This is a genomic window from Sphingomonas koreensis, assembly GCF_002797435.1.
GTDB lineage: Bacteria > Pseudomonadota > Alphaproteobacteria > Sphingomonadales > Sphingomonadaceae > Sphingomonas > Sphingomonas koreensis.
In genome coordinates, this window is the sequence record NZ_PGEN01000001.1 from 3247206 (window position 1) to 3271413 (window position 24208).

Consider the following 24208-nt stretch of genomic DNA (forward strand, 5'->3'; position numbering starts at 1 on the left):
CGTGGCGACCATCCATCCCACCGCGATCGTCGACGAGGGCGCGCAGATCGGCGAGGGCACGCGCGTGTGGCACTGGGTGCACGTGTCGCCCGGCGCACGCATCGGCGCCGGCTGCGCGCTCGGCCAGAACGTCTATGTCGGCAACGACGTGACGATCGGGAACAATGTCCGCATCCAGAACAATGTCAGCGTCTATGACGCGGTGACGCTGGAAGACGATGTGTTCTGCGGGCCGAGCATGGTGTTCACCAACGTCTACAACCCGCGCAGCGCGGTGACGCGCAAGGATGAATATCGCCGTACGCTGATCCGCAAGGGCGCGACGCTGGGTGCCAACAGCACGATCGTGTGCGGGGTGGTGGTGGGCGAGAGCGCCTTTGTCGGTGCGGGCGCGGTGGTCAACACCGACGTCAAGCCGTTCGCGCTGATGCTCGGCGTGCCCGCGCGCCAGGCCGGCTGGATGAGCGCGTTCGGCGAGCGCATCCCGCTGCCGCTCTCGGGCAGCGGCGACTATCGCTGTCCGCACAGCGGCACGCTCTATCGCCTCGAAGGCGAAACTCTAACCGTGGTGATCGAATGAGCATCCCCTTCATCGACTTGAAGACGCAGTATCAGGTTCTGAAGCCCGAGATCGATGCGCGCATCCAGCGCGTGCTCGATCACGGCCAGTATATCATGGGGCCCGAGGTCAAGGAGCTCGAGGAGCGGCTCGCGGCCTATGTGGGGTCCAAGCACTGCGTCACCGTGTCGAGCGGAACCGAGGCGCTGCTGATCAGCCTGATGGCGCTCGGCGTCGGCCCGGGCGACGAGGTGATCACGCCGCCCTTCACCTTCGCTGCCACCGGTGAGGTGATTGCGCTGGTCGGCGCGACGCCGGTGTTCGTCGATATCGATCCCGTCACCTACAATGTCGATCCGCAGGCGATCGCGGCCGCGATCACGCCGCAGACGAAGGCGATCATGCCGGTGAGCCTCTATGGCCAGCCCGCGGACATGGACGCGATCAACGCGGTTGCCGGCGATATCCCGGTGATCGAAGATGCGGCGCAGAGCTTCGGCGCGACTTACCACGGGCGCAAGAGTTGCAACCTCTCGACGATCGGCTGCACCAGCTTCTTCCCGAGCAAGCCGCTCGGCTGCTACGGCGACGGCGGCGCGCTGTTCACCAACGACGACGCCCTTGCCCAGGCCTGTCGCGAGATCCGCGTCCATGGCCAGAGCGCGCGTTATGTCCACACCCGCATCGGCGTGGGCGGACGGATGGATACGCTGCAATGCGCGATCGTCCTCGCCAAGCTCGACAGGTTCGACGTGGAGCTGGAGATGCGCCAGGCGGTGGCGGATCGCTATTTCGCGCTGCTTGCCGAGCATGATGGGGCGATCGAGGCGGGCAAGATCGTTCTGCCGCGCGTCGCCAACGGCGCCAACACCTCGGTCTATGCGCAGTTCACCATCCAGGTTCCCGACCGCGAGGGGCTGCGCAAGCATCTCGACGCGAATGGCGTGCCGAGCGCGGTCCACTATCCGATCCCGCTCAACGAGCAGCCGGCCTATCGCGACATCTGCAAGGGCGGCGCCACGCCGGTTTCGAAGCGCATGTCGGAGCTGGTGATGAGCCTGCCGATGGGACCCGACCTCAGCGAGGACGACCAACGCGAGGTCGTCCGCCACCTGATCGCGGGCCTCTGATGCGTCAGCTCAAGATCGTCACGGTGCTCGGGGCGCGGCCCCAGTTCGTCAAGGCCGCGCCGATGAGCCGCGCGCTGCGCGAGCATCACCGCGAGATCCTGGTGCACACGGGCCAGCACTACGACAGCAACATGTCCGACGTGTTCTTCGCCGAGCTCGGCATCCCGCAGCCCGACCTGCATTTGGGCGCTGGCGGCGGCGGCCATGCGGAGCAGACGGCGAAGATGCTGACCGGCATCGAGAAGGTGCTGCTCGACGAGAAGCCGGACTGGCTGCTGATCTATGGCGACACCAACAGCACCGTCGCCGGCGCGCTCGCCGCGGCGAAGGTGCATGTGCCGGTCGCGCATGTCGAGGCGGGGCTGCGCAGCTTCAACCGCCGCATGCCCGAAGAGGTCAATCGCGTGGTCGCCGATCATCTTTCAGCGCTGCTGTTCTGCCCGAGCGAGGTCGCCGAGCGGAACCTCGCGGCTGAAGGCATCACCGAGGGCGTGCGCGTTGTCGGCGACGTGATGGCCGACGCCCTGTTCGAAGCTGCGGGCCGCGCCACCGGCGACGTCGTCGCAAGACACGGCCTGACGCCGGGCGACTATTATCTCGCGACCGTGCACCGCGCCGATAATGCCGACGATCCGGTGCGGCTCGCCGCGATTCTCGATGCGTTCGGCGATACCGGCAAGCCGATCCTGCTCCCGCTGCATCCGCGCACGCGCAAGGCGGTCGAGGCGGCCGGGCTGGCGTTCCCGGGCAATGTGACGGTCTGCGATCCGCTCGGCTATCTCGATCTCGTCGCGGCACTGCGCGACGCGGCGCTGATGCTGACCGATTCGGGCGGCGTGCAGAAGGAGGCCTATTGGCTCTCCGTTCCCTGCGTCACGCTGCGCGAGGAGACCGAGTGGGTCGAGACGGTCGAGAGCGGCTGGAACCAGCTCGCCGGGGCCGACCGCGCGCGCATCGGCGCGGCGATCGCGGCGGCGCATAAACCCGATGCGCATCCGGTGCTGTTCGGCGGTGACGGCCATGCCGCGCCGCGGATCAAGGCGGCGATCGAGGCGGCGTGACGGCGATGGCGCAACAACCCGAAGCCGAGGGGGGAGGGGTGGCAGGCCCGTCGCCCGCGGTATCTCCGCCGTCCGCCTCGTCGCGGTCGGTCAAGGTCATTGCGCTTTCGCTCGGCAACGCGCTGGCGATGGTCGGCGGGATCGTCTTCGCGATGGTCGCCGCGCGCTATCTGACCAAAAGCGAATACGCGACCTTCCGCCAGACCTTCCTCGCCTATGAATTCGTGACGCCGCTGCTGCTGCTCGGCATCCCCAACGCGCTCTACTATCTGCTTCCGCGCTCCGGCGAGGATCGCAAGGGCACGGTGATCGACGCGATCGCGCTGCTGACGGGGGCGGGCGTCGTGTTCAGCCTGTTCCTGCTGCTCGGCGGTGCCGGGTTGCTCGCGCGCCAGTTTGACAATCCCGATCTCGCGCGGACCTTGCCGTGGCTCGCGGTCTATCCGCTGTTCATGCTGCCGGTTGCGGCGATCTCGACGATCCTGGTTTTCGCGGAGCGGGTGAAGACGCTGGCGCTCTACAACACGCTGGTGAGCCTTGCGACCGCGGCAGCGTCGATCGCCGCGGTGATGGTGACCCATGCGCCCGACCTCCCGATCCTCGCGCGCATCGGCGTGGCGGGGCTCGCCATGCCGGTCGGGCTGGCGCTGATGTTCCGCTATTTCGAAGGCCGCTATCGCCGTCCCGACACCGGCGCGATGAAAGGCATGCTGCGCTATTCGCTCCCGCTCGGGCTCGCCTTCATGCTCGGCACGCTGACGCTTCAGCTCCATGCGATGATCGTCGCGTCGCTGTGCACCCCCGATCAGTTCGCGATCTACATCAACGGCGCCGTCGAGATCCCGGTGATCAGCATCGTTGTCGGATCGATCACCACGGTGCTGTTCGCGGAGATGTCGAACGCCTGCGCGCGGGGCGACAAGGCCGGTGCACTGGACCTGTTCCGCAGCGCGGCGGTGCAGTCTGCCTGCATCCTGTTCCCGACGATGGTCTATTTCGCGCTCGCGGCGGAGCCGTTCATCACGCTCCTCTATTCCGAGGAATATCGCGCGAGCGTGACACCGTTCCTGATCTATCTCGCGGTGCTGCCGCCGCGGATCGTGGTCTATGGCGCGGCGCTGATGGCGCTCGGCATGTCGCGCGAGGTGCTGGTGCGCAGTGTGTTCGATCTGCTGATCAATGCCGTGCTCTGCTATCTGTTCGTCAGCTGGATCGGCTATAACGGCGCGGCGCTCGGCCTGGTCGCAACCCTGTTCCTGTGGACCGTACCCTATAATCTCCACAAGATCGCGCAGGGCTATGAGGTTCCGTGGCACCGCCTGCTGCCGTGGCGCGAACTCGTCCGGGTGATGGCGATTAGCCTTGCCGCCGGACCCTTCGCTTGGGCTGCGCTGCGCCTCACCCTGCATCAGCCGCACGCGCTGCAGCTGATCGTGTCCGCCGCGGCGTTCGGCATTCCGTTCCTATTCGTGCTGGTCCGGCTCGGCCATGTGCTGTTGCCGCCGCAGATCCTTCCCTTCCTGCGCCGGGTGCCCGGCCTGATGCCGAAGCCGCAATGACCGACAAGATTCCTTCAGGCCCCCGGCGGCGCGTGCTGATCATCGGCGCCGATCTGGTGATGCCCAAGCTCTTCTATTTTTCGCAGGAGCTGGCGAAGCTTGGCTTCGGCTATGCGATCTACACCCATGACGTGACGCCGGACAGTCGTGCGGTCGTCGCGCGCGCGGGCGCCGAGTTCATCGCCGGGCCGCCGCACCGCAGGAGCATCGGCCGGATGCTCAAGGACGTGTGGACGCTGACCACGCAGGTGCGCCGGCGCGACTATCATCACGCCGATCTCTACTGCGACTACCACATTCTGGCGGCGCTCGCCTATCTGCTGATCCTGTGGGCGAAGCGCATCCCGGTGGTGCTGTGGTGCCGCGGCGAGCTCTACGACTGGCCGGTCTTCTCCTGGTGGGAGAAACTGTTCTTCCGAGTCGCCATGCGCCTGTCGCGGCTGGTGATCCTGAAGGAGCGCTACATGATCGACACGCTCAAGGACGCCGGCATCTATGCTCCCGAAAAGTCAATCGAGCTGCACAACACCGTTCCAATCGGCGATGCCGCTCCGGCGCCGTGCTTCACTAAACCGCAGCTGCGGCTGCTGTTCCTCAATTCGTTCAAGCCCTGGCGCAATGTCGGCTTCTGCGCACAGGTCGCCGCGGCGCTGCGCGCCGCCGGGGTGCCGTTCCGCATGACGATCGTGGGCGACAAGAACGCCTCGCAGTTCCTGACCGACGAGGCGGCGGGGCTCCATCGCGACATTGAGCAGCTGAAGCTGGGCGATCTCGTCACGATGGAGGGTTTTTCGGGCGATCCGATGGCCTTCTACCGCGAGCACGACCTCTTCCTGCTTCCTGCGGATCTCATCTATTGCAATTTCGCGCTGCTCGAAGCGATGCGCGAGGGGCTGGTGCCGATTGTGAGCACGAAGGATGATGACTATCGCCTAGTCGTCGAGGACGGCGTGTCGGGCTACGGCCTGCCGATGGACGCGGACGCCTGGGCATCGCAGATCGCGCGCCTTGCCGCGGATCGTGACGGCGCGCGCGCCGTATCCGCGGCGGCCGCTGAGCGGATCCGCAGCCATTTCTCGGTCGAGCGCATGTTTTCGCGCTATGCACAGCATGCCGGTCTGGTGGCGGTGAAGGAGGGACAAGCTATGGTGCCGAACGCAATGGACCGTGCCGCATGATCCTCGCCGCCATCTATGTCCTCACCCTGGTCAACGCCATTACGGTGGTCCACGCGCTGCGACGCTACGCCACCCGGGACAGTGTGCTCCAGTTCTTCTTCGTCCTCGTCTGGGCGATGCACTATGTGATCGGCAACGCGCTGGCCCTGCTCTCGAGCACCTATACCTACACCTTCGTCCCGTTCGTCGAATATCAGGAGGGGTATCTCGGCGCGATGGTCGCCGGCCAGTATTTCCTCTGGGTCTATCTGTTCCTGCTCGACAGCACGTCGAAACCGGTGGCGGACTATCGCCCGCTGCGCCAGTCCGCACTTCCTGTGATATTGCTGTTCCTGGCTATCACGGGGGCGTTCGGCGTGCTGCTGATCCTGCGTATCGGCGTCGGGACCTATTTCTCGCAGGATCTGGCGCAATATCGTGCCCGGCTCGGCGAGGTCTCGGCCGGCATCGGCTATTTCTACTATCTCGCGACCTTCCTAATCTCTGCGACACTGGTGGCCGGCGCCTATGCGATCTCCTATCCGCGCTACCGCAACATCATGATAGCGGCACTGGCGGTGATCGCTGCGGGCATCGTCTTCGTCCCGCTTGGCGGTCGCGGCCGACTGGTCAACATCGTCTTCGTGATCGCGCTGGCCTATGTCATCTCGTGGCGCGATTTCCGGCTGTCCAAGCTGTTCGATAAGCGGCTGATCGCGCTGGTCGTCGCGGTGTTCGTGCTGTCGTTCGTCTGGGGCGCGCTACGCGAGTCACCCGACGCCCAGGTGCCGACGAGCTTCGGCCAGACGACGGCGGCGCTTTCGGTCGATACCACCCGGCTGCCCTATCAGGCCTTCGCGTTCGAACGCTATCCCGTGACCGGGGTCTATCACGGCGCGCACTATGCCGCGTCGCTGTTAGGGCCCTTCTACGAGATGATTTGGTTCGAATCGGCTGACCTCATCCCCGAATTCTCGGCGCGCTGGTACGGCGAGACGATCGGTGATCCCAACATCAAGTCGGCGATCTCGCCCTCCTTCATGGGCGAGATCTATCTCAACTTTGGCCTGCTCGGAATCATCTTAGCGCCCTTTCTTTTCTTCGCGATCATGCAATTCGCGCGGACTCTGGGGCGCACCGACAGTGCGATGTCGCTCGCCGTGGCCATCTATTTCTTCCAGTTCAACCTGTTTCATGGCGGCCTCTACCTGACCTTCGACATGCTGGTGATCACCGTTCCGGTGTTGCTGCTCTGCAATTTGCTGACCGAGCGGGCGCCCGTCCCGCGGCCGCGCGCGACGCCACGCGCCGGGTGGAAGCCCGCCCCATGAAAGCGCTGATCAAGGCCGCGGTCCGCCGCACGGTCGATGCGGTGCCATTCCTGCGGCGCCGGCGCGACTGGGGCTATGGCTTCATCGAGTGGCGGGTGCTGCTAGTCAATTTCCTCTTCCAGCGTATCTTCCGCATCAACGGTGAGGCGCCCTGGTCGGTCGCGTTCACCAGCCGCGTGATCCAGCCGCACAATGTGACGATCGGCCGCAACGTCGGGAAATCGCTCGCGGTGAGCGGCTGCTGCTACATCCAGGCGATCAATGGCATCGAGATCGGCGACGACACGATCTTCAGCTTCGGCGTTGGCATCGTCAGTTCGAACCATGAGCCCGGCAATCTGAGCGAGAGCGTCAAGGATGCGCCGGTGCGGATCGGCATGAATTGCTGGCTCGGCAAGAACGCGATCGTCCTGCCTGGGGTCGAACTGGGCGATGGCTGCGTCGTCGCCGCCGGTGCGGTGGTGACGCGTTCTTTCCCTCCGGGCACGGTGGTCGCCGGGGTCCCCGCGCGCCCGATCGAGAAGCGCGAGGCCGCCTCCTGATGCACATCCTGATCGCTGGATCGTGGCGCTGGCCGCAATATGAGGCCGCGTTCGCGCGCGGCCTGCGTGAAAGCGGCGCGCAGGTGAGCGAGCTTTCGCTGGATCCGTTCTTCACCGGCCTGGCGGGGCGGGTGCAGGGTGCCTTGCCGGTGGGTAGCCCGCTCGCCTGGCGGATCGGACGCACGGTGATCGAGGCGGTCGAGCGCGAGAAACCGGACTTCGTGCTGTTCTGGCGCCCGACCCATCTGCTGCCCGAAACGCTGCGGGCGCTCCGGGCGATGGGCGTATCGACCATCTCCTACAACAACGACGATCCGTTCAGCCCGCGGCTAGCGAACGAGGCGAACTGGCGTGCGCGCAACCTGTGGCGGCTGTACAACAAGGCGCTGCTCGAGTTCGATTTCAACTATTTCTACCGGCCTGTGAATGTGGGAGAGGCGCGTGCGCGGGGCGCACGGCATGCCGATGTCCTGCTCCCCTATTTCCTGCCATGGAACGACCGGCCGGTAACGCTAGCCCCGGGTGAAGCGGCGCACTTCTCCGCCGATCTGGTGTTCACCGGGCATTTCGAGCCCGACGGGCGCGACGGCGATCTGGTCGCGCTGACTCAGGCGGGCATGGCGGTGCGCGTCTGGGGCGACGATACTTGGCAGCAATCCGCTCTGGCGGGCTGGAACGCGGTGCCGCAGCCGATCGTCCGTGCGATGGGCGAGGATTATGCCAAGGCGCTGGCCGGGGCGCAGATCTGTCTCTGCTACCTGTCCAAGCTCAATCGCGACGGCTATACGCGCCGCTGTTTCGAAATTCCCGCGGCGGGGCGGGTGATGCTCGCCGAGCGCACCCCGCCGCTACTCGCCATGTTCCGTGAGGACGAGGAGGCGTGCTTCTTCTCGTCGCGCGAAGAGCTGATCGAAAAGGCGCGGTGGCTGATGGACGACGCTGCGCTGCGTACGCGTATCGCCGAGGCCGGCCGGGCCCGCGTCTGGGCGGACGGGCGCGACGTGGCGAGCACCGCCCGACGATTTCTTGAGGGGCTGACCGCCCTGAAACCAATGCTGAGCGAAAGAGGTTGAACTATGCAACACGTGCTGGTTACCGGCGGGAGCGGCTTTCTGGGATCGCATCTGTGTGATCGCCTGCTGGAGCGGGGGAACGACGTCCTGTGCGTCGACAATTTCTTCACTGGGGCGAAGCGCAATATCGCGCATCTGCTGGGCAATCCGAATTTCGAGCTGCTGCGCCACGACGTGACCTGGCCGCTCTATGTCGAGGTCGACCAGATCTATAACCTCGCCTGCCCAGCGAGCCCCATTCACTATCAGCACGATCCGGTCCAGACGACCAAGACCAGCGTCCATGGCGCGATCAACATGCTTGGCCTCGCCAAGCGGCTGAAGGCGCGGATCATGCAGGCCTCGACCAGTGAGGTCTATGGCGATCCCGAGGTGCATCCGCAGCGGGAAAGCTATTGGGGCCGCGTCAATCCCATCGGCCCGCGCTCCTGCTATGACGAGGGGAAGCGCTGCGCGGAGACGCTGTTCTTCGACTATTATCGCCAGCACCAACTCGACGTGAAGGTCGTGCGCATCTTCAACACCTATGGCCCGCGCATGCACCCGAACGATGGCCGGGTGGTGAGCAACTTCATCGTCCAGGCGCTGCGCGGCGAGGACATCACCATCTATGGTGAGGGCCACCAGTCGCGGTCCTTCTGCTATGTCGACGACCTGCTGGAGGGCTTCCTCGCGATGATGGACAGCGAGGAGGGCTTTGCCGGGCCGGTCAATCTCGGCAACCCCGGCGAGTTCACCATGCTCGAACTTGCCGACAAGGTGCTCTCGCTAGTCGGGTCCAAGTCGAAGATGGTGTTCCAGCCGCTGCCGGTGGACGATCCCAAGCAGCGCCAGCCCGACATCACGCTGGCGAAGAGCAAGCTCGGCTGGGAGCCCAAGGTCTCGCTCGAGGACGGCCTCAAGGAGACCATCGCCTATTTCCGCCAGGTCCTCTGAGTGATGAAGATCCTCTATCTCTATGCTGAGGTCATGGGGTACACCATGGCGACGATCGAGGAGCTCAGCGCCAGCGGCGCCGAGCTTCACATCGTCCATTGGGATCGACGCAAGCTCACCCCCTATGCGGCGCCAGCGACGGCAAACGTAACGATGTACAGCCGCTCGGAGATTGATACGGGCGGCATGATGGCGCTGGCGGAACGGGTCGCACCGGACATCACGGTCGTGTCCGGCTGGCAGGACCGCGACTATCTCGCCGTGGCGCGCAAGCTGCGCGATCAGGGGCGGGTGGTCGTCATCGGCTTCGACGATCAGTGGTTCGGCACGCCGCGGCAGCGCGTGGCCGGGGTGCTGTGCCGCTTCGGCTATCTCTCGCGCTATTTCACCCACGCCTGGGTGTCAGGGCCGTTCCAGTATGAATATGCGGTGCGGCTGGGGTTCACGAAGAATCGGGTCGTCTACGATCTCTACAGCGCCGACCTGTGCCGTTTCCACGCCAGCTATCTGGAAAGCGCGGCGGAGAAGCGCGCGCGCTATCCGCACCGTTTCCTGTTCGTCGGCCGGTTTAACCCGGTGAAGGGGCTCGACACGCTACTCGCGGCCTGGAAGGCGATCGAGTGCGAGCGCAAGGACTGGGAGCTGCACCTGATCGGCAATGGCGACCTGCGCGATCAGCTGGCCTCGGTCGAGGGGATCGTCGTCAAGGATTTCATGCAGCCCGACGAGCTGATCCGGGAAGTGCGCGACGCGGGCTGTTTCGTGCTGGCCAGCATCAACGAGCCGTGGGGCGTGGTGGTGCACGAATTCGCCGCCGCGGGCCTGCCGCTGGTGCTGTCCGACGTGATCGGGGCCGCCGCCACCTTCCTGATCCCCGGGTATAACGGCTTCGCCTTCAAGGTCGGTGAGGCCGGGTCGCTGGCGGCGACGCTGCGCAAGGTGATCGCCGCATCCGACGAACAGCTTCTCGAGATGTCCGAGGCCTCGCACCAGCTTTCGAAGCGGATCACGCCGCAGACGTCCGCCGCGAACCTGCTCGCGACGGCACAGGGGGACTGACCGGCCATGTGCGGTATTGCTGGCGTTGCGAGCAGGCATGAGCTGCCCCGGTCGGGGTGGCTGGGCGATGCCGTCGGCGCGCTGCACCACCGCGGCCCGGACGATACCGGGCAATGGTGGTCGCCCGACGGCCGGGTCGGGCTGGCCCAGGCGCGGCTCGCGATCATCGATCTGTCGCCGGGCGGTCACCAGCCGATGCACCGCGAGGCCGATCGGCTGAGCGTCGTGTTCAACGGCGAGATCTACAATTTCAGGGACCTGCGCGCTGAGCTCGAAGGGCTCGGCCACGTCTTCCGCTCGCACAGCGATACCGAGGTGCTGCTCGCCGCCTATGCCCAATGGGGGATCGGCTGCCTCACCCGTCTCAACGGCATGTTCGCCTTCGCGATCTTCGACGCGCGCGCGAACAAGGTCTATTTCGCGCGCGATCGTGCGGGCGAGAAGCCGCTCTTCTACCACGCCGCGAACGGCACCATCCATTTCGCGTCCGAGCTCAAGACGCTGCTCGCCGATCCGACGCTGCCGCGGGTGATCGATCCGGCCGCGCTCGATGGCTATCTGCTCACCGGCTATGTCCCTGGCGACGGCTGCATCCTCGCCGGCTACCGCAAGCTGCCGCCTGGGCATGCGATGGAGCTCGATCTGTCGAGCGGCGCGCATCGCGTGTGGCGCTACTGGAATCTGCCCGATTATGCCCCGGTCGAAGATGACGATGCCGGACTGCTCGGCGAGCTCGAAGCGCTGCTCGAGGACGCGGTCGGGCGTCAGCTGGTCGCCGACGTGCCGGTCGGCGTGCTGCTCAGCGGCGGGGTGGATTCGAGCCTGATCACCGCGATGGCGGTGCGCAACGCCGCCAAGGTGCGCACCTTCACCATCGGCTTCGCCGGTGCCGGGCCGCTCAACGAGATCGAGCATGCGCGCCTGATCGCCGATCATTTCGGCACCGAGCAGGTCGAGCTGATGGCCGAGCCGACGGTGGCGGAGCTGCTGCCGCGCCTCGCCGCGCAGTTCGACGAGCCGATGGCCGATTCCTCGATGTTCCCGACCTTCATGGTCAGCGAGTTGGTGCGCCAGCACTGCACCGTCGCGCTCGGCGGGGACGGCGGCGACGAGCTGTTCGGCGGCTATGGACATTACAGCCAGTTGCTCGCCCTGCGTGCGAAGGTTGGCGCGGTCCCGGGCCCGCTGCGCAGCCTCGCCGCGCGTACCGCGGAAACGTTGCTACCGCTGGGCTTCCGCGGCCGCAACTGGCTCAAGGGGCTCGACGTCGATTTCCGCCACGGGCTGCCGCTGCCGTCGGGCTTCTTCGACGCGGCGTCGCGCCGCAAGCTATTGGGCGGCGCGCACCCGATTACCGCCGAGGCGGACTATCGCAGCCGCATCCCGGCGATGGACGACCTGCTCCAGCGCGCTACGCGAACCGATTTCGGGACCTATCTGTCTGAGGACATCCTGGTGAAGGTCGATCGCACGAGCATGCTCACCTCGCTCGAGGTGCGCGCGCCGTTCCTCGATCACCGGCTGATCGAGTTCGCGTTCGGCAAGGTGCCGTCGCGGCTCAAGGCGACCGCGTCGGACAAGAAGATCCTGCTCAAGCAACTCGCCGCCAGGGTGTTGCCCCCGCAATTCGATCGCCAGCGCAAGCAGGGCTTCTCGATCCCGCTCGCCGACTGGCTCAAGGCCGGGCCGTTCCGCGAGATGTTCTGGTCGGTGCTCACCGATTGCGACTGCCTGTTCGACCGGCGCGCGGTGCAGGCGCTGCTCGACGGGCAGGACGCGGGCCGCAGCAACGGTGACCGGCTGTTCGCGCTCGCTCAGTTCGAGCTGTGGCGCCGTGCCTATGGGATCGGCGGCTGAGATGATCCTGGGCATCAACGCCTCGCGGGCGCGGTCGGGCGGCGCACGGGCGCACCTGATCAACCTGCTCGAAGCCGCCACGCCGGAGGCGTTCGGCTTCACCCGCATCCATGTCTGGGCGCCGGCCGATTTGTGCGCGCTGCTGCCCCGGCGCGATTGGCTCTTCATCCATTCGCCGCCGACGCTGCAACGCGCGCTCCCGGCTCAGCTGTGGTGGGAGCTGCGCACGCTCCCGCGGCTGCTGGCCGAGGTGAAGGCGGACATCCTGTTCAACGTCGATGCCGGCAGCGTCGCTGAATATCATCCGGCGGTGACGATGAGCCAGGACATGCTGTCCTATGAGCCGGGGGAGGTCGACCGTTACCCGATCTGGCGCCCGCTCAAGCTGCGCATCCTCGCGCTGCGCTACGTGCAGAATCGTTCACTGCGCATGGCACAGGGAGCAATTTTCCTCACCCATTATGCCGGTGACGTGATCCAGGCCTATTGCGGCAAGCTCTCCAACGTCACCTATATCGCGCACGGCCTGTCGGACGCGTTTCGCTATGATGCGCCCAAGGACGCGCTGTTGCACCGGCCGATCCGCTGCGTCTATGTCTCGCCGGTCTGGGCGTTCAAGCATCAGTGGCATGTGGTGGAGGCGATTGCGCAGTTGCGCGCCGCCGGGCGTGACGTCACGCTGACCCTGGTCGGCGGCGGCGACGAGGCCGACATCGCGCGGCTCGAGCGGCAGATCGCCCAGTCCGATCCTGACGGGCGCTTCGTTGAGCGGATCGGCCATGTCGATCCCGCGCAGCTGCCTGGCCTGATCCGCGATTCCGACCTCTATCTGTTCGCGTCGAGCTGCGAGAATCTGCCGATCACCCTGCTTGAGGGCATGGGTTGCGGCATCCCCATCGCCTGCTCGGATCGCGGCCCGATGCCCGAGGTGCTGCAGGATGGCGGGGTCTATTTCGATCCTACCGACCCGGCGTCGATCGCCGCGGCGGTGGCCCGGCTGATCGAGGATCCGGCAATCCGCAGCCAGTCGGTGGCGCGGGCGATGGCGTTGGCCGCGGGCTATAGCTGGGATCGCTGTGCGCACGAGACGCTGGACTTCCTGGCCAAGGTCGCGCGCAATCACGGGAGCAACGGCTGATGTGCGGGATCGTGGCCATTTCGGCGCCCGACGCGCGCCGCTTTTCGCTCGATGCGACGCTCGACGTCATCGCGCATCGCGGCCCCGACGATCGCGGCAGCCATGTCAGTGACGGTGGCGACGCCGCACTCGGGCAGAACCGCCTCTCGATCATCGACCTGTCCTGCGCCGGTCACCAGCCGATGTGGGATCACAGCCGCCGCTATGTGATCAGTTACAATGGCGAGACCTATAATTTCGCGGCATTGCGCGCCGAACTCGAAGCGCGCCACGGCGCGATTCCCTGGACCGGAAGCTCCGACACCGAGGTGGTGATCGAGGGTTTTGCGCGTGAGGGCATTCCGTTCCTCGACAAGCTCAACGGCATCTTCGCGCTGGCGATCTACGACACCGCCGACCAGGTGATGCACGTGCTGCGCGACCCGCTCGGCATCAAGCCGCTGGTCGCGACCGAGCAGCATGGCGGCATCTTCTTCTGTTCGGAAATCAAGGGGCTGCTGACGCTGCCTGCGTTGCAGCGCACGCTACGCCGCGAGTCGCTCGCCGAGCAGCTCGCCTTCATGTACGTGCCTGAGCCGCACACGCTCTATCACGAGTTCCACAAGGTTGAGCCGGGGGTGTGCTTCACCTATCGTGCCGGCAAGCTGCTCGCCCGCACGCCCTTGTTCGCCTGGCTCAACAACGCCCAGCCGATCACGGGCGAGGCCGAGGCGATCGAGGCGCTGCGCCACGCCTTCACCGCGGCGGTCGACCGGCAAGTGGTGGCCGATGTGCCGGTGTCGCTGTTTCTCAGCGGCGGGCTCGATTCCTCGGCGGTGGCGGATCAGGCGGTGCGCTCGGGCGCGAGCATCCACGATGCCTATACGATCGCGTTCAGCGATGCCGATCGCAGCCTCGACGCGCAGAGCGACGATCTTCATTACGCGCAGATCATGGCCGACCGGCTCGGTATTGACCTCAAGGTGATCGAGGCGGACAGCGATTTCCTGTCGATGCTGCCCGATCTCGCCGGCTTCATGGAGGACGGTTTTTCCGATCCGGCGGCGATCAACACCTGGCTGATCTGCGCGGGCGCGCGGAAGCAGGGGATCAAGGTGATGCTGTCGGGGCAGGGCGCCGACGAGTTCCTCGGTGGCTATCGCCGCTATTTCGCCGAACGCGCATTGCAGCGGATGCCGGGGTTCGTGCGCAGCGCGCTGTCGGCGACCTCGGGAATGTTGCCGGCCAATCTGCCGGGCAAGTTCAACGCGCTCAATCGCCGCTTCAAGCGCTTCGCCAACCTCGCAGCGCAGCCGCCGCGGGACCGCATCCTCGGCATGTACAGCTGGGCGACGCCGGCGACGATCGGCGGGCTGTTCGCGGCCCCGCTCGCCTCGCATCCCGGCGAGCAGTTCCAGGCGCTGCTCGACGGGCTGCCGCCGGGGGACTGTGTCGACACGCTGATGGCGATCGACCGACAGTACGACCTGCTCTCGCTCAACCTCACCTATACCGATCGGATGAGCATGGCGGTGGGCGTGGAGGCGCGCGTGCCGTTCCTCGATTTCGATCTGGTGCGGGTGATGAACGCGATCCCCGCCAGCCTCAAGGTCAAGGGGCGGCAGGGCAAGTACATCTTCAAGAAGGCGATGGAGCCGCAGCTCCCGCACGAGATCATCTACCGGTCCAAGGCGGGATTCGGGCTGCCCATCCGCGCCTGGATGGACAAACGCAACGATCTGCTCAACCGCTATCTCAACCGCGCGCGGATCGAGGCGCAGGGAATTTTCAATGCCGATGCGATCGAGCGTATCCGTGGCGAGCAGGCGGCCGGTGCCGCCGATCACGCGAATACGCTGCTGACGCTGCTGACGCAGCAGATCAGCCTCGAGAAGCTCGGCGCGAGTGCAACATGAGTGAAGACGCGTAACCCATTACCAGGGGACCGGCTATGAACGAAGTGGCCAAGCAAGACGTCAAGGATTTCTGGAATGCCGCGTCCTGCGGCGAGGACCTGTTCTTGCCGAGCCAGGACGCCGAAGGCTATCGCGCCGAGGCCAAGATGCGGTACGAACTCGAACCCTATATCCTCCCCTTCGGCGCGTTCGAGACCGCCAAGGGGCAGAAGGTGCTGGAAATCGGCGTGGGGCTGGGGTCGGATCACCAGCGCTTTGCCGAGGCCGGCGCGGATCTCACCGGTATCGATTTGACCGAACGCGCGATCGAGCATACCCGGCATCGTCTCGGGCTGTTCGGCCTCACCTCGACCCTCGAGACCGGTGATGCCGAAAATCTGGGCTTCGCCGACGACAGCTTCGACGTCGTCTATTCCTGGGGCGTGCTCCACCACAGCCCCGACACACCCAAGGCGATCGCCGAGGTGCATCGCGTACTCAAGCCCGGCGGCGAGGCGCGCATCATGATCTACTATAAATGGAGCATCATCGGGCTGATGCTGTGGACTCGCTACGGCCTGCTGCGGGGACGGCCCTGGACCGGCCTGACCGAGATTTATTCGCGCTATCTCGAGAGCCCGGGAACCAAGGCGTACAGCTATGCCGAGGCACGCGTCCTGTTCGCGATGTTCGAGACGGTCGACATCAGCACCGTTCTGACGCATGGCGACCTGCTCGAATCCGAAGCGGGCCAGCGGCATCGCGGCACGGCGCTGAACCTCGCCCGGGCCTTCTGGCCGCGTCCGCTCATTCGTACCTTCCTGCCCCGTTCGGGGCTGTTCATGCTGATCAAGGCCCGAAAGCAAGGCTGATGGAAATGACCGTCTGTACCAACTGTGTCATGGATACGACCGATCCCAAGATCGTCTTCGACGAGAAGGGGGTGTGCGACCATTGCCACACCTATTACGACCATACCCTGCCCAACTGGCACACCGACGAGCGCGGGCAGAAGAAGCTCGACGAGATGGTCGACCGCATCCGCAAGGAGGGCAAGGGCGGGGATTTCGACTGCATCATCGGCATGAGCGGCGGGATCGACAGCTCGTATCTCGTCTATGTCGCCAAGGAGAAACTCGGCCTGCGTCCGCTGGTGTTCCATGTCGATGCCGGCTGGAATACCCAGATCGCGGTCAACAATATCGAGAAGATCGTCGATGGCCTCGGCCTCGACCTCTATACGGAAGTGATCAACTGGGAGGAGATGAAGGATCTCCAGCTCGCCTTCTTCAAGTCGGGCGTCAGCCATGTCGATGCGCCGCAGGACTATTCCTTCTTCGCGACGATGTACCAGTTCGCGACCAAGTATAACGTCAAGACGATCCTCACCGGGGCGAACCTGTCGACCGAATGCGTGCGCAACCCGGTCGACTGGATGTACTATCAGTCGGATACGGCGCAGCTGCGCGACATCCACCGCCAGTTCGGCAGCCGCCCGCTCAAGACCTTCCCGATCACCTCGATCCTGTGGCACAAATTCTATCTGCCCTATTTCAAGGGCATCAAAGTCGAGAAGCCGCTCAACAACGTCCCCTATATCAAGGACGAGGCGGTGAAACTGCTGACCGAGCGTTTCGGCTGGCAGCCCTATCCGCAGAAGCATTTCGAATCGCGCATGACGCGCTTCTATGAGGGCTATTGGCTGCCCACCAAGTTCGGCTACGACACGCGCAAGGTGCAATATTCCAGCCTGATCCTGACCGGTCAGATGACGCGGGAAGAGGCGCTGGAGCGGCTCAAGAAGCCCGCCTATGACGAAGAGACGATCCACCAGGATTTCGAGTATATCGCGACCAAGCTCGGCATCACCGTCGCCGAGCTGCAGGGCTATCTCGAAGCGCCGAACAAGACCTATCGCGATTACAAGAACCAGGCCTGGGTCTACAATATCGGCTCCAACGTCATGAAGGCGCTGGGGATGGAAGTCGGGGGTAAGCGTTGATCACGATTGCTGACTATGGGCTCGGCAACATCCGCGCCTTCGTCAACATTTACAAGAAGCTGAACATCGACGTCGCGGTCGCGCAGACCGCGGCTGAGCTAGAGCTCGCGTCGCGGATCATCTTGCCCGGCGTCGGGGCGTTCGACTGGGCGATGGCGCGGCTCAACGCGTCGGGCCTGCGCGACACGCTCGACGAGCTGGTGCTGGGCCGCAAGCTGCCCGTGTTCGGGGTGTGCGTCGGCATGCAGATGATGTGCAAGCGGAGCGACGAGGGTGAGCTCCCCGGCCTCGGCTGGCTCGATGCCGAGGTGGTGCGCTTCGACGTGGGCGAGGGCAGCCGCCAGGGCCTGCAGCTCCCGCATATGGGCTGGAACGACGTCGCGCCGGTCGCAACCGACAGCCTGTTCGAAGGTCTCGACGACTGGCGCTGCTATTTCCTGCATTCCTACTATGTCCGGCCGATCGATCCCGCGATCACGCTGGCGCAGACCAACTATGGCGGGCTGTTCACCAGCGCGGTGCGTTCGGGCAATGTCTGCGCGACGCAGTTCCATCCCGAGAAGAGCCATGGCTGGGGCGTTGCGCTGCTGCGCAACTTCGCGGTGAACTGATGCTGCGGCCGCGCATCATCCCGTGCCTGCTCATCAAGGATGGCGGGCTGGTCAAGACCGTGAAGTTCGGCGACGCCAAATATGTCGGCGATCCGATCAACGCGGTGCGTATTTTCAACGAGAAGCAGGTCGACGAGTTGATCGTCGCGAACATTGACGCGACCGTCCACGGCAGGGAGCCGGATTACGCGGTGATCGCCAATCTCGCCGCCGAATGCCGCATGCCGCTCTGCTATTCGGGCGGGGTGCGCACCGCCGAGCAAGTCGATCGCATCATCAGCCTGGGCGTCGAGAAGGTCGGGATCAGCAGCGGCGCGATCGAGCGGCCGGAGATGATCAGCGAGGCGGCGCGGCGCGTCGGCGCGCAGAGCATCGTCGCGGTGATGGACGTCAAGCGCACCGGCCTGCTCAAGGGCTATGAGCTGGTGACGCACAACGGCACCCGCCGCACCGGTCTCAAGCCCGCCGATTGGGCGCGGAAGGCGCAGGAGCTGGGCGCGGGCGAGATCCTGGTCAACTCGGTCGACCGCGACGGCGGGATGCAGGGCTATGACCTCGACCTCGCGCAGCAGGTGCGCAGCGCGGTCGGCGTGCCGATCACCGTGCTGGGCGGGGCGGGCAGCCTCGCCGATATCGAAGCCGTGCTGCGCCGTTTTGGCGTGATCGGCGTGAGCGCCGGCAGCCTGTTTGTCTTCAAGGGCAAATATCGCGCGGTGCTGATCAACTATCCGGGCGGGGCCGAGAAGGATGCCCTGTTCGCCAATGCAATGAGGGCGACGTGAAGCAGGTGCTGCAGAATCTGAGGTCGGGCAAGACGTCCGTGGTCGATGTCCCCGTGCCGCAGGCCGGCCGCGGCCAGCTGCTGATCCGCACCAGCCATACGCTGATCTCGGCGGGGACCGAGCGGATGCTGGTCGATTTCGGCAAGGCCAACTGGATCGATAAGGCACGCCAGCAGCCAGACAAGGCCCGCCAGGTGCTCGACAAGATCCGCACCGACGGGCTCAAGCCGACGATCGAGGCGGTGTTCAACAAGCTCGATCAGCCACTGCCCATGGGGTATTGCAATGTCGGCCGCGTGGCCGAGGTCGGCGCGGGTGTGACCGGCTATGCCGTGGGCGATCGCGTCGCCAGCAACGGCAAGCACGCGGAATATGCCCTCGTCCCGCTCAACCTCTCGGCCAGGGTGCCCGATGCGGTCAGCGACGAGGAAGCGTCGTTCACCGTGCTCGGCGCGATCGCGCTCCAGGGCATCCGCCTTGTCCAGCCGACACTGGGTGAGGCGATCGTCGTCTCGGGCTTGGGCCTGATCGGGCTGATCACCGTCCAACTGCTGCGCGCGCAGGGCTGCCGCGTGCTCGGCATCGATTTCGACCCGGCCAAGCTCGCCATGGCGCGCAGCATGGGTGCCGAGGTGGTCGATCTTTCCGCCGGGCAGGACCCGGTCGCCGCCGGCATCGCCTTCTCGCGCGGGCGCGGGATCGACGGGGTGATCGTCACCGCCGCGACCAAGAGCAGCGAGCCGATCCACCAGGCGGCGAAGATGAGCCGCAAGCGCGGCCGCATCGTGCTGGTGGGCGTCACGGGGCTGGAGCTCTCGCGCGCCGATTTCTTCGAGAAGGAGCTGACCTTCCAGGTCTCCTGCTCCTACGGCCCCGGCCGCTACGATCCCAACTACGAGCAGGGCGGCAACGACTATCCGGTCGGGTTCGTGCGCTGGACCGAACAGCGCAATTTCGAGGCGGTGCTTGACATGATGGCGTCGGGCGCGCTCGACGTGAAGCCGCTGATCTCGCACCGCTTTGCGATCGACGATGCCGAGGGCGCCTATGGCCTGATCTCGGGCGGCGAGCCCTCGCTCGGCGTGTTGCTCGACTATCCGCAGGATGCTGAAGCGGCGCGCGCGACAACGATCGCGCTGAAAGACGGCGCCGGCCCGGGCGTTTCCGGCGCACCCTCGGTCAGCTTCATCGGATCGGGCAATTACGCCACCGGCATGCTCATCCCCGTCTTCAAGAAGGCCGGCGCGACGCTCGACACGATAGCCTCGAAGGAAGGCGTCACCGGTGTGCATGCCGGGCGCAAGTTCGGTTTCGCCGCGACCACCACCGATAGCGACAGCCTGCTCGCCGGAACCAGCGACGCGGTGGTCATCACCACCCGGCACAACAGCCATGGTGCGATGGTCGCCGCCGCGCTCAAGGCGGGCAAGTCGGTGTTCGTCGAGAAGCCGTTGTGCCTGACGCTGGCCGAGCAGGCGGAGATCGAGACCGCCTATGCCGCCGCGGGCGGCGCGGCGCGGCTGATGGTCGGTTACAACCGCCGCTTCGCGCCGCAGGTGCAGAAGATGAAAGTGCTGCTCGCCGGCGTCACCGGGCCCAAGGCGTTCGTGATGACCGTCAACGCCGGCGCGATCCCCGCCGAGCACTGGACACAGAATTCAGAGATCGGCGGCGGCCGCATCATCGGCGAGGCTTGCCATTTCGTCGACCTGCTCCGCTTCCTCGCCGGCGCGCCGCTCACCGGCTGGTCTCGGATCGGAATGGAGTCGGCCACCGCCGATACCGTCTCGCTCAGCCTGACCTTCGCCGACGGCTCGATCGGCACGGTCCATTACTTCGCCAATGGCAGCAAGGCCTTCTCCAAGGAGCGGCTCGAGGTGTTCGCGGCGGGCCGCATCCTGCAGCTCGACAATTTCCGCAAGCTCACCGGGTTCGGCTGGCCGGGCTTCAGCACGATGAAACTCTCCCGCCAGGACAAGGGTCAGGCGGCGTGCGCGCAGGCGTTTCTCGCGTCGCTCGCCGGCGGGCCGGCGCCGATCCCGGTGGATCAGATCTTCGAGATCAACCGCGTCTGCATCGATCTCGCCAACGCGGATACGCCGGGCGGGGAGAACGCCTAGCGCAGCGGGGTAATGGAAAGGCCGCTCAGCACTATCTGGGCGCCGTTCTCGTCATCCTCGCCCCACACGTCGAGCTCGATGACCTGATGGGCGCAGCCGGCGGGCACGGTGATCCGCGTCACCGGCTCCTGCCAGCTCTGCGACGCGGTCTGCGCGCCGTTGCAGCGAAGCGCCCACACCGCCCGCGTTCGCGGGGTCGCGTAGATCAGCTCGCGGCGCAGCGCGAAGCGGTAGCTTCCCGGCGCTAGGCTGAACACACGACGCAGCACCGTGGTCTGCGAGTTCGAATTCGCGATGATCCGCGCGGCAAGCCCCTTGCCCCCATCCTCGAACCCCACGCCGGTGCCGGCATTGCCGAAGGTCTGCCAAGTATAGGGCGCGAAGCGCGGGTCGGTGGATTCATGGGTGAAGCCGGTAACGGAGGCCGCGCTTCGCGACGGGCCTGCCGCTTCCGCATAGAGCCGCCCCGCCGCGTCGAACGCGCGCAGCTCGACCAGCCGCTGGATGAAGCGGGTCTCCAGCGCCTGGAACTCGGCGGTGTCGGGCAGCCCGCCAGCGAGCTGGATCACGCGCTGCAGCCGGGTGAGGTTGGCGCCGCTCTCGATCGTCTGCGCGACGAAGGCGTAGAGCCAGGACGGGCGCGGACGGATCAGCGGTACCAGCGCACGTGCCACCTGCGGCTCGGACAACGCATTGGCGAGCGTGCCGAACAGCAGCGGCTGGACTTCGAGACTGGTCTTGAGCGCGATGTCGTAATGCCTGAGCGTGCGGGCGACGTCGCCGTTGCGCGCAGCGTCTTCGATCAGCCAGATCTGAGTGGCGGCGTCACGGCGGGAGACGCGCTCGGCTAGGTTGATCAGCTTTCTGGCGCGCTCGCGATCCCGGCCCAGTTCCGCGACGAAGCCGAGATTGCGGATCGCGCTGGCATCGAGCGGATCAAGCCGCAGCGCTGCCTTCAGCTTCACCGCGACGTCGGGGCGGGTGAGCGCCTCGGGATCGGTGCGTGTCAAATTGTCGATCGCGGGCGCCGCGGCGGTGGGATCCCCGCCAAAGGGCATGCCAAGCGCGGTCTCGGGTGCCTTGGTCCGGGTGATGTTGGCGATGGCGTTGAGCGTCGCCCCGCCAGCGAGCAGGACGGTGGCGGCGGCGATTGCCATGCCGCGCGCCGATACCTTGATCGATCGCGCAGACCGGGTGCGCGGGCGGCTGCTCAAGTGCGCTCCCGGCTCTCGTCGCTCGCGCCGTAGCCATAGCCGTAACCATAGCCGTAGCCATAGCCCAGGCGGCGCTGCTCGAGCTTGGTAAGCACCACGCCGAACACGCGCGCATGCACCGAATGCAGTCGGTTGAGCGAGGCGCGGACGCCGCGCACCGGCACTGCGCTCGCCTGCACCACGAAGATGCAGCCCTCGACGGTGCGCGACACCAGCGGCGCGTCGGCCAAGCCCATAACCGGCGGGCAGTCGATGATGATGTGGTCGTATAGCTCGCGCGCTTCCTTGATCAACATCAGCAGCCGGTCGCTCGACAGCAGTTCGGCGGCGCTCGGCGGTATCGGGCCGGCGGGCATCACGCTCACCGTCTTCGCCACGCTGGGCAGGACCATGGCGCGCCAGTCATTGTCGCCCGCGAGGAAGTTGCTTAGGCCATTGTCATTGCGCACGTCGAACAGGCCATGGATCGAGGGCGAGCGCATATCGCCATCGATCATCAGCACGCTCTTACCGGTGCGGCCGAGCACTGTCGCCAGCGCGACGCTGGTGATGCTCTTGCCTTCGGCGGGCCGCGTCGAGGTGACCATCAGCGTGCGCGGCACGCCGTGATCGGTGGTGAAGGCCAGGTTCGAGCGCACGCTGAAATACGCGTCCGACAGTGCGGATTTGGTGTCCCTGAGCGCGGCGAGCGTGTCGGCATCGCCCAGATCGGGGATGCTGCCGAGCAGTGGCGTCTGGAGCAGGCGGTTGACGTCGCTCGGGTTGCGCAGCCCCTCGTCGATCTGCTCGAGGCCAAACACCACCACACCGGCCATCGCGATGCCGGCGAGCAGCGCGAGGATCAGGTTGACAATCAGGTTGGGCGAGGACGGCCCGCCCGGGACGGGCGCGGGATCGACGATGGAGATGTTATTCGACGCGACACCGGCCGCACCGATCTCCTTGTAGCGCTGCAGCAGCCCGTCATAGATTTGGCGGTTGGTGTCGGCTTCGCGCTGATAGATGTTGTACTGGATGCTGTTGCGCTGCTGGTTGTCGATCCGCCCCTTGAGCGTCTCGACTTGCTCGCGCAGCGCCGTCTCGCGCTTGACCGCTTCCGAATAGTCGGTCGAACGCACCGATCGGACGCGTCCTTCCTCGCGTGCGATCGCCTGATCGAGCGACTTGATCTGCTCGGACAGCGCCTTAGCGGTCGGATAGCCGGGTTCGAACTGGACGAGCAGGCGCGAATATTCGGCCGCCAGCTCGGCGCGGCGCTGGCGTAGCGACATGATGCCCGAATTGTTGGCGACATCGGCTTCCGAGCGTCCGCTTGCGCGGGCCTCGGCAGCGATGCGCTCGGCGGTCGCCTTAGTCAGCGAATCGTTGAGCGATTCGAGATCGGTCGATGCCAGCGTCCGCCCGACCGTCGTCTTGCCCTCCGCATCGCGGCTCTGGTCGAGCGCGACGATGCCCTTTTCGGAGGCATAGTTGACCAGATTGCGTTCCGAGGCTTCGAGCTTGCCGCGTAGGTCGGCAAGCCGCCCTTCTAGGAACGAGCGCGCATCGGCGGTCGATGCGAAGCGCCGGTCCATGCTCGCCTGGATGAACTGCTGCGCCCAGGCGTTGGCGACCTTCGCCGATACCTGCGGCGAAGCGCTGGTGTAGCGGATGTCGACCAGTGCCGATCCGCGGACCGGCTCGATCGAGATGCCGCCGAGCAGCAGCGAGACGGCCATCTTCTCGCGCGCGGCGCGCTGGGTCGCAGTCAGCGGACGGTTGCCTGTGACGAACAGCGACGATCCTTCGGGCGTGATGCCCTGGCTTTCGAAGAACGCCGTGTTCTCCGCGAGCCGCAGCGACTTGGAGACGCGCTCGGCCAGCGATCGCGCGGAGAGGAGCGCATATTGCGTCTGGTAGAACTCGATATCGCGGCGCGCCTCGGAGGATTCGACGCCCTCCAGATTAGTGACCTTCTTTTGGTCGCGGCTGATCTCGATCCGGGTCTTGGCGGTGTATTGCGGCGTCGTTAGCAACGTCATCACCAGCCCGACGGCGAGTGCGAACGCGATGATGCCGGCGATCACCCATTTCCAGCGGACCGCCGCCTGCCAATACTGGACGAGCAGCGGCGGCGCCAGTTCTTGAGGCGCGGGATCGGAATCCGGGTTGAACCCCTCGGGCACCCTGTCGGCCGCTGGATTGTTCTGGAGCATGATGAGCC

Annotated in this window: 20 protein-coding genes; 18 read left to right on the forward strand and 2 right to left on the reverse strand. The window is 65.8% G+C overall.

Annotation, left to right across the window (positions count from 1 at the left end):
- The first annotated feature begins 1 nt into the window (after nt 1).
- From BDW16_RS15355 to BDW16_RS15440, 18 genes are read left to right on the forward strand one after another with little or no spacing between them, the layout of a single operon-like run.
- Nucleotides 2–580, forward strand: a complete 579-nt coding sequence (locus BDW16_RS15355; RefSeq protein WP_066573375.1) for an N-acetyltransferase — start codon at nt 2–4, stop codon at nt 578–580.
- Nucleotides 577–1689 (forward strand): DegT/DnrJ/EryC1/StrS family aminotransferase, encoded by a 1113-nt coding sequence (locus tag BDW16_RS15360; RefSeq protein ID WP_066573378.1) that lies wholly within the window; start codon nt 577–579, stop codon nt 1687–1689. Before BDW16_RS15355 ends, BDW16_RS15360 begins: the two co-directional genes overlap by 4 nt.
- Nucleotides 1689–2750, forward strand: a complete 1062-nt coding sequence (gene wecB, locus BDW16_RS15365) for a non-hydrolyzing UDP-N-acetylglucosamine 2-epimerase (protein WP_066573381.1) — start codon at nt 1689–1691, stop codon at nt 2748–2750. Before BDW16_RS15360 ends, wecB begins: the two co-directional genes overlap by 1 nt.
- 5 nt (nt 2751–2755) lie before the next feature.
- The gene (locus BDW16_RS15370) at nt 2756–4309 is read left to right on the forward strand and encodes an oligosaccharide flippase family protein (protein WP_066573384.1); all 1554 of its coding nucleotides are present in this window, start codon (nt 2756–2758) and stop codon (nt 4307–4309) included.
- On the forward strand, nt 4306–5487 hold the full coding sequence (locus tag BDW16_RS15375; RefSeq protein ID WP_066573386.1) for a glycosyltransferase: 1182 nt from the start codon (nt 4306–4308) through the stop codon (nt 5485–5487). The genes BDW16_RS15370 and BDW16_RS15375 overlap by 4 nt, the downstream gene beginning before the upstream one ends.
- Nucleotides 5484–6797 carry an O-antigen polymerase gene (locus tag BDW16_RS15380; RefSeq protein WP_066573388.1) on the forward strand — a complete coding sequence of 438 codons (1314 nt, stop codon included), beginning with the start codon at nt 5484–5486 and terminating at the stop codon, nt 6795–6797. Before BDW16_RS15375 ends, BDW16_RS15380 begins: the two co-directional genes overlap by 4 nt.
- A complete protein-coding gene (locus BDW16_RS21820; RefSeq protein ID WP_066573390.1) occupies nt 6794–7339 on the forward strand; it encodes an acyltransferase in 546 nt (181 codons plus the stop codon). Before BDW16_RS15380 ends, BDW16_RS21820 begins: the two co-directional genes overlap by 4 nt.
- Nucleotides 7339–8412, forward strand: a complete 1074-nt coding sequence (locus BDW16_RS15390; protein WP_066573392.1) for a CgeB family protein — start codon at nt 7339–7341, stop codon at nt 8410–8412. Before BDW16_RS21820 ends, BDW16_RS15390 begins: the two co-directional genes overlap by 1 nt.
- 3 nt (nt 8413–8415) lie before the next feature.
- On the forward strand, nt 8416–9348 hold the full coding sequence (locus tag BDW16_RS15395) for a UDP-glucuronic acid decarboxylase family protein (protein ID WP_066573395.1): 933 nt from the start codon (nt 8416–8418) through the stop codon (nt 9346–9348).
- Between the two features lie 3 nt (nt 9349–9351).
- The gene (locus BDW16_RS15400) at nt 9352–10407 is read left to right on the forward strand and encodes a glycosyltransferase family 4 protein (protein WP_066573397.1); all 1056 of its coding nucleotides are present in this window, start codon (nt 9352–9354) and stop codon (nt 10405–10407) included.
- 6 nt (nt 10408–10413) lie between these two features.
- Complete coding sequence (gene asnB, locus BDW16_RS15405; protein WP_066573399.1) at nt 10414–12264, forward strand: asparagine synthase (glutamine-hydrolyzing); 1851 nt, start codon at nt 10414–10416, stop codon at nt 12262–12264.
- Complete coding sequence (locus tag BDW16_RS15410; protein WP_066573406.1) at nt 12248–13402, forward strand: glycosyltransferase family 4 protein; 1155 nt, start codon at nt 12248–12250, stop codon at nt 13400–13402. The genes asnB (BDW16_RS15405) and BDW16_RS15410 overlap by 17 nt, the downstream gene beginning before the upstream one ends.
- A complete protein-coding gene (gene asnB, locus BDW16_RS15415; protein ID WP_066573409.1) occupies nt 13402–15297 on the forward strand; it encodes an asparagine synthase (glutamine-hydrolyzing) in 1896 nt (631 codons plus the stop codon). Before BDW16_RS15410 ends, asnB (BDW16_RS15415) begins: the two co-directional genes overlap by 1 nt.
- A gap of 35 nt (nt 15298–15332) precedes the next feature.
- The gene (locus BDW16_RS15420; protein ID WP_066573412.1) at nt 15333–16148 is read left to right on the forward strand and encodes a class I SAM-dependent methyltransferase; all 816 of its coding nucleotides are present in this window, start codon (nt 15333–15335) and stop codon (nt 16146–16148) included.
- 5 nt (nt 16149–16153) lie between these two features.
- On the forward strand, nt 16154–17278 hold the full coding sequence (locus tag BDW16_RS15425) for an N-acetyl sugar amidotransferase (protein ID WP_083954166.1): 1125 nt from the start codon (nt 16154–16156) through the stop codon (nt 17276–17278).
- Nucleotides 17275–17889, forward strand: coding sequence for an imidazole glycerol phosphate synthase subunit HisH (hisH, locus tag BDW16_RS15430; protein WP_066573419.1), 615 nt, complete (start codon nt 17275–17277; stop codon nt 17887–17889). The genes BDW16_RS15425 and hisH overlap by 4 nt, the downstream gene beginning before the upstream one ends.
- The gene (locus tag BDW16_RS15435) at nt 17889–18671 is read left to right on the forward strand and encodes an AglZ/HisF2 family acetamidino modification protein (RefSeq protein ID WP_066573421.1); all 783 of its coding nucleotides are present in this window, start codon (nt 17889–17891) and stop codon (nt 18669–18671) included. Before hisH ends, BDW16_RS15435 begins: the two co-directional genes overlap by 1 nt.
- A complete protein-coding gene (locus BDW16_RS15440; RefSeq protein ID WP_066573427.1) occupies nt 18668–20791 on the forward strand; it encodes a bi-domain-containing oxidoreductase in 2124 nt (707 codons plus the stop codon). Before BDW16_RS15435 ends, BDW16_RS15440 begins: the two co-directional genes overlap by 4 nt.
- Here the strand turns inward: BDW16_RS15440 and BDW16_RS15445 are convergent.
- Together BDW16_RS15445 and BDW16_RS15450 are read right to left on the reverse strand one after the other, a co-directional pair.
- Nucleotides 20788–22005, reverse strand: coding sequence for a tetratricopeptide repeat protein (locus tag BDW16_RS15445; RefSeq protein ID WP_066573431.1), 1218 nt, complete (start codon nt 22003–22005; stop codon nt 20788–20790). The genes BDW16_RS15440 and BDW16_RS15445 overlap by 4 nt on opposite strands.
- Nucleotides 22002–24200 (reverse strand): GumC family protein, encoded by a 2199-nt coding sequence (locus BDW16_RS15450; protein WP_083954151.1) that lies wholly within the window; start codon nt 24198–24200, stop codon nt 22002–22004. The genes BDW16_RS15445 and BDW16_RS15450 overlap by 4 nt, the downstream gene beginning before the upstream one ends.
- Between the last annotated feature and the right edge of the window lie 8 nt (nt 24201–24208).

Bases quoted from the DNA above. Each gene is read 5' to 3' on its own strand.
- BDW16_RS15360 (WP_066573378.1), top strand. From the start codon at position 577: ATGAGCATCCCCTTCATCGACTTGAAGACGCAGTATCAGGTTCTGAAG.
- wecB (WP_066573381.1), top strand. From the start codon at position 1,689: ATGCGTCAGCTCAAGATCGTCACGGTGCTCGGGGCGCGGCCCCAGTTC.
- BDW16_RS15370 (WP_066573384.1), top strand. From the start codon at position 2,756: ATGGCGCAACAACCCGAAGCCGAGGGGGGAGGGGTGGCAGGCCCGTCG.
- BDW16_RS15375 (WP_066573386.1), top strand. From the start codon at position 4,306: ATGACCGACAAGATTCCTTCAGGCCCCCGGCGGCGCGTGCTGATCATC.
- BDW16_RS15380 (WP_066573388.1), top strand. From the start codon at position 5,484: ATGATCCTCGCCGCCATCTATGTCCTCACCCTGGTCAACGCCATTACG.
- BDW16_RS21820 (WP_066573390.1), top strand. From the start codon at position 6,794: ATGAAAGCGCTGATCAAGGCCGCGGTCCGCCGCACGGTCGATGCGGTG.
- BDW16_RS15390 (WP_066573392.1), top strand. From the start codon at position 7,339: ATGCACATCCTGATCGCTGGATCGTGGCGCTGGCCGCAATATGAGGCC.
- BDW16_RS15395 (WP_066573395.1), top strand. From the start codon at position 8,416: ATGCAACACGTGCTGGTTACCGGCGGGAGCGGCTTTCTGGGATCGCAT.
- BDW16_RS15400 (WP_066573397.1), top strand. From the start codon at position 9,352: ATGAAGATCCTCTATCTCTATGCTGAGGTCATGGGGTACACCATGGCG.
- asnB (WP_066573399.1), top strand. From the start codon at position 10,414: ATGTGCGGTATTGCTGGCGTTGCGAGCAGGCATGAGCTGCCCCGGTCG.
- BDW16_RS15410 (WP_066573406.1), top strand. From the start codon at position 12,248: ATGGGATCGGCGGCTGAGATGATCCTGGGCATCAACGCCTCGCGGGCG.
- asnB (WP_066573409.1), top strand. From the start codon at position 13,402: ATGTGCGGGATCGTGGCCATTTCGGCGCCCGACGCGCGCCGCTTTTCG.
- BDW16_RS15420 (WP_066573412.1), top strand. From the start codon at position 15,333: ATGAACGAAGTGGCCAAGCAAGACGTCAAGGATTTCTGGAATGCCGCG.
- BDW16_RS15425 (WP_083954166.1), top strand. From the start codon at position 16,154: ATGACCGTCTGTACCAACTGTGTCATGGATACGACCGATCCCAAGATC.
- BDW16_RS15435 (WP_066573421.1), top strand. From the start codon at position 17,889: ATGCTGCGGCCGCGCATCATCCCGTGCCTGCTCATCAAGGATGGCGGG.
- BDW16_RS15450 (WP_083954151.1), bottom strand. From the start codon at position 24,200: ATGCTCCAGAACAATCCAGCGGCCGACAGGGTGCCCGAGGGGTTCAAC.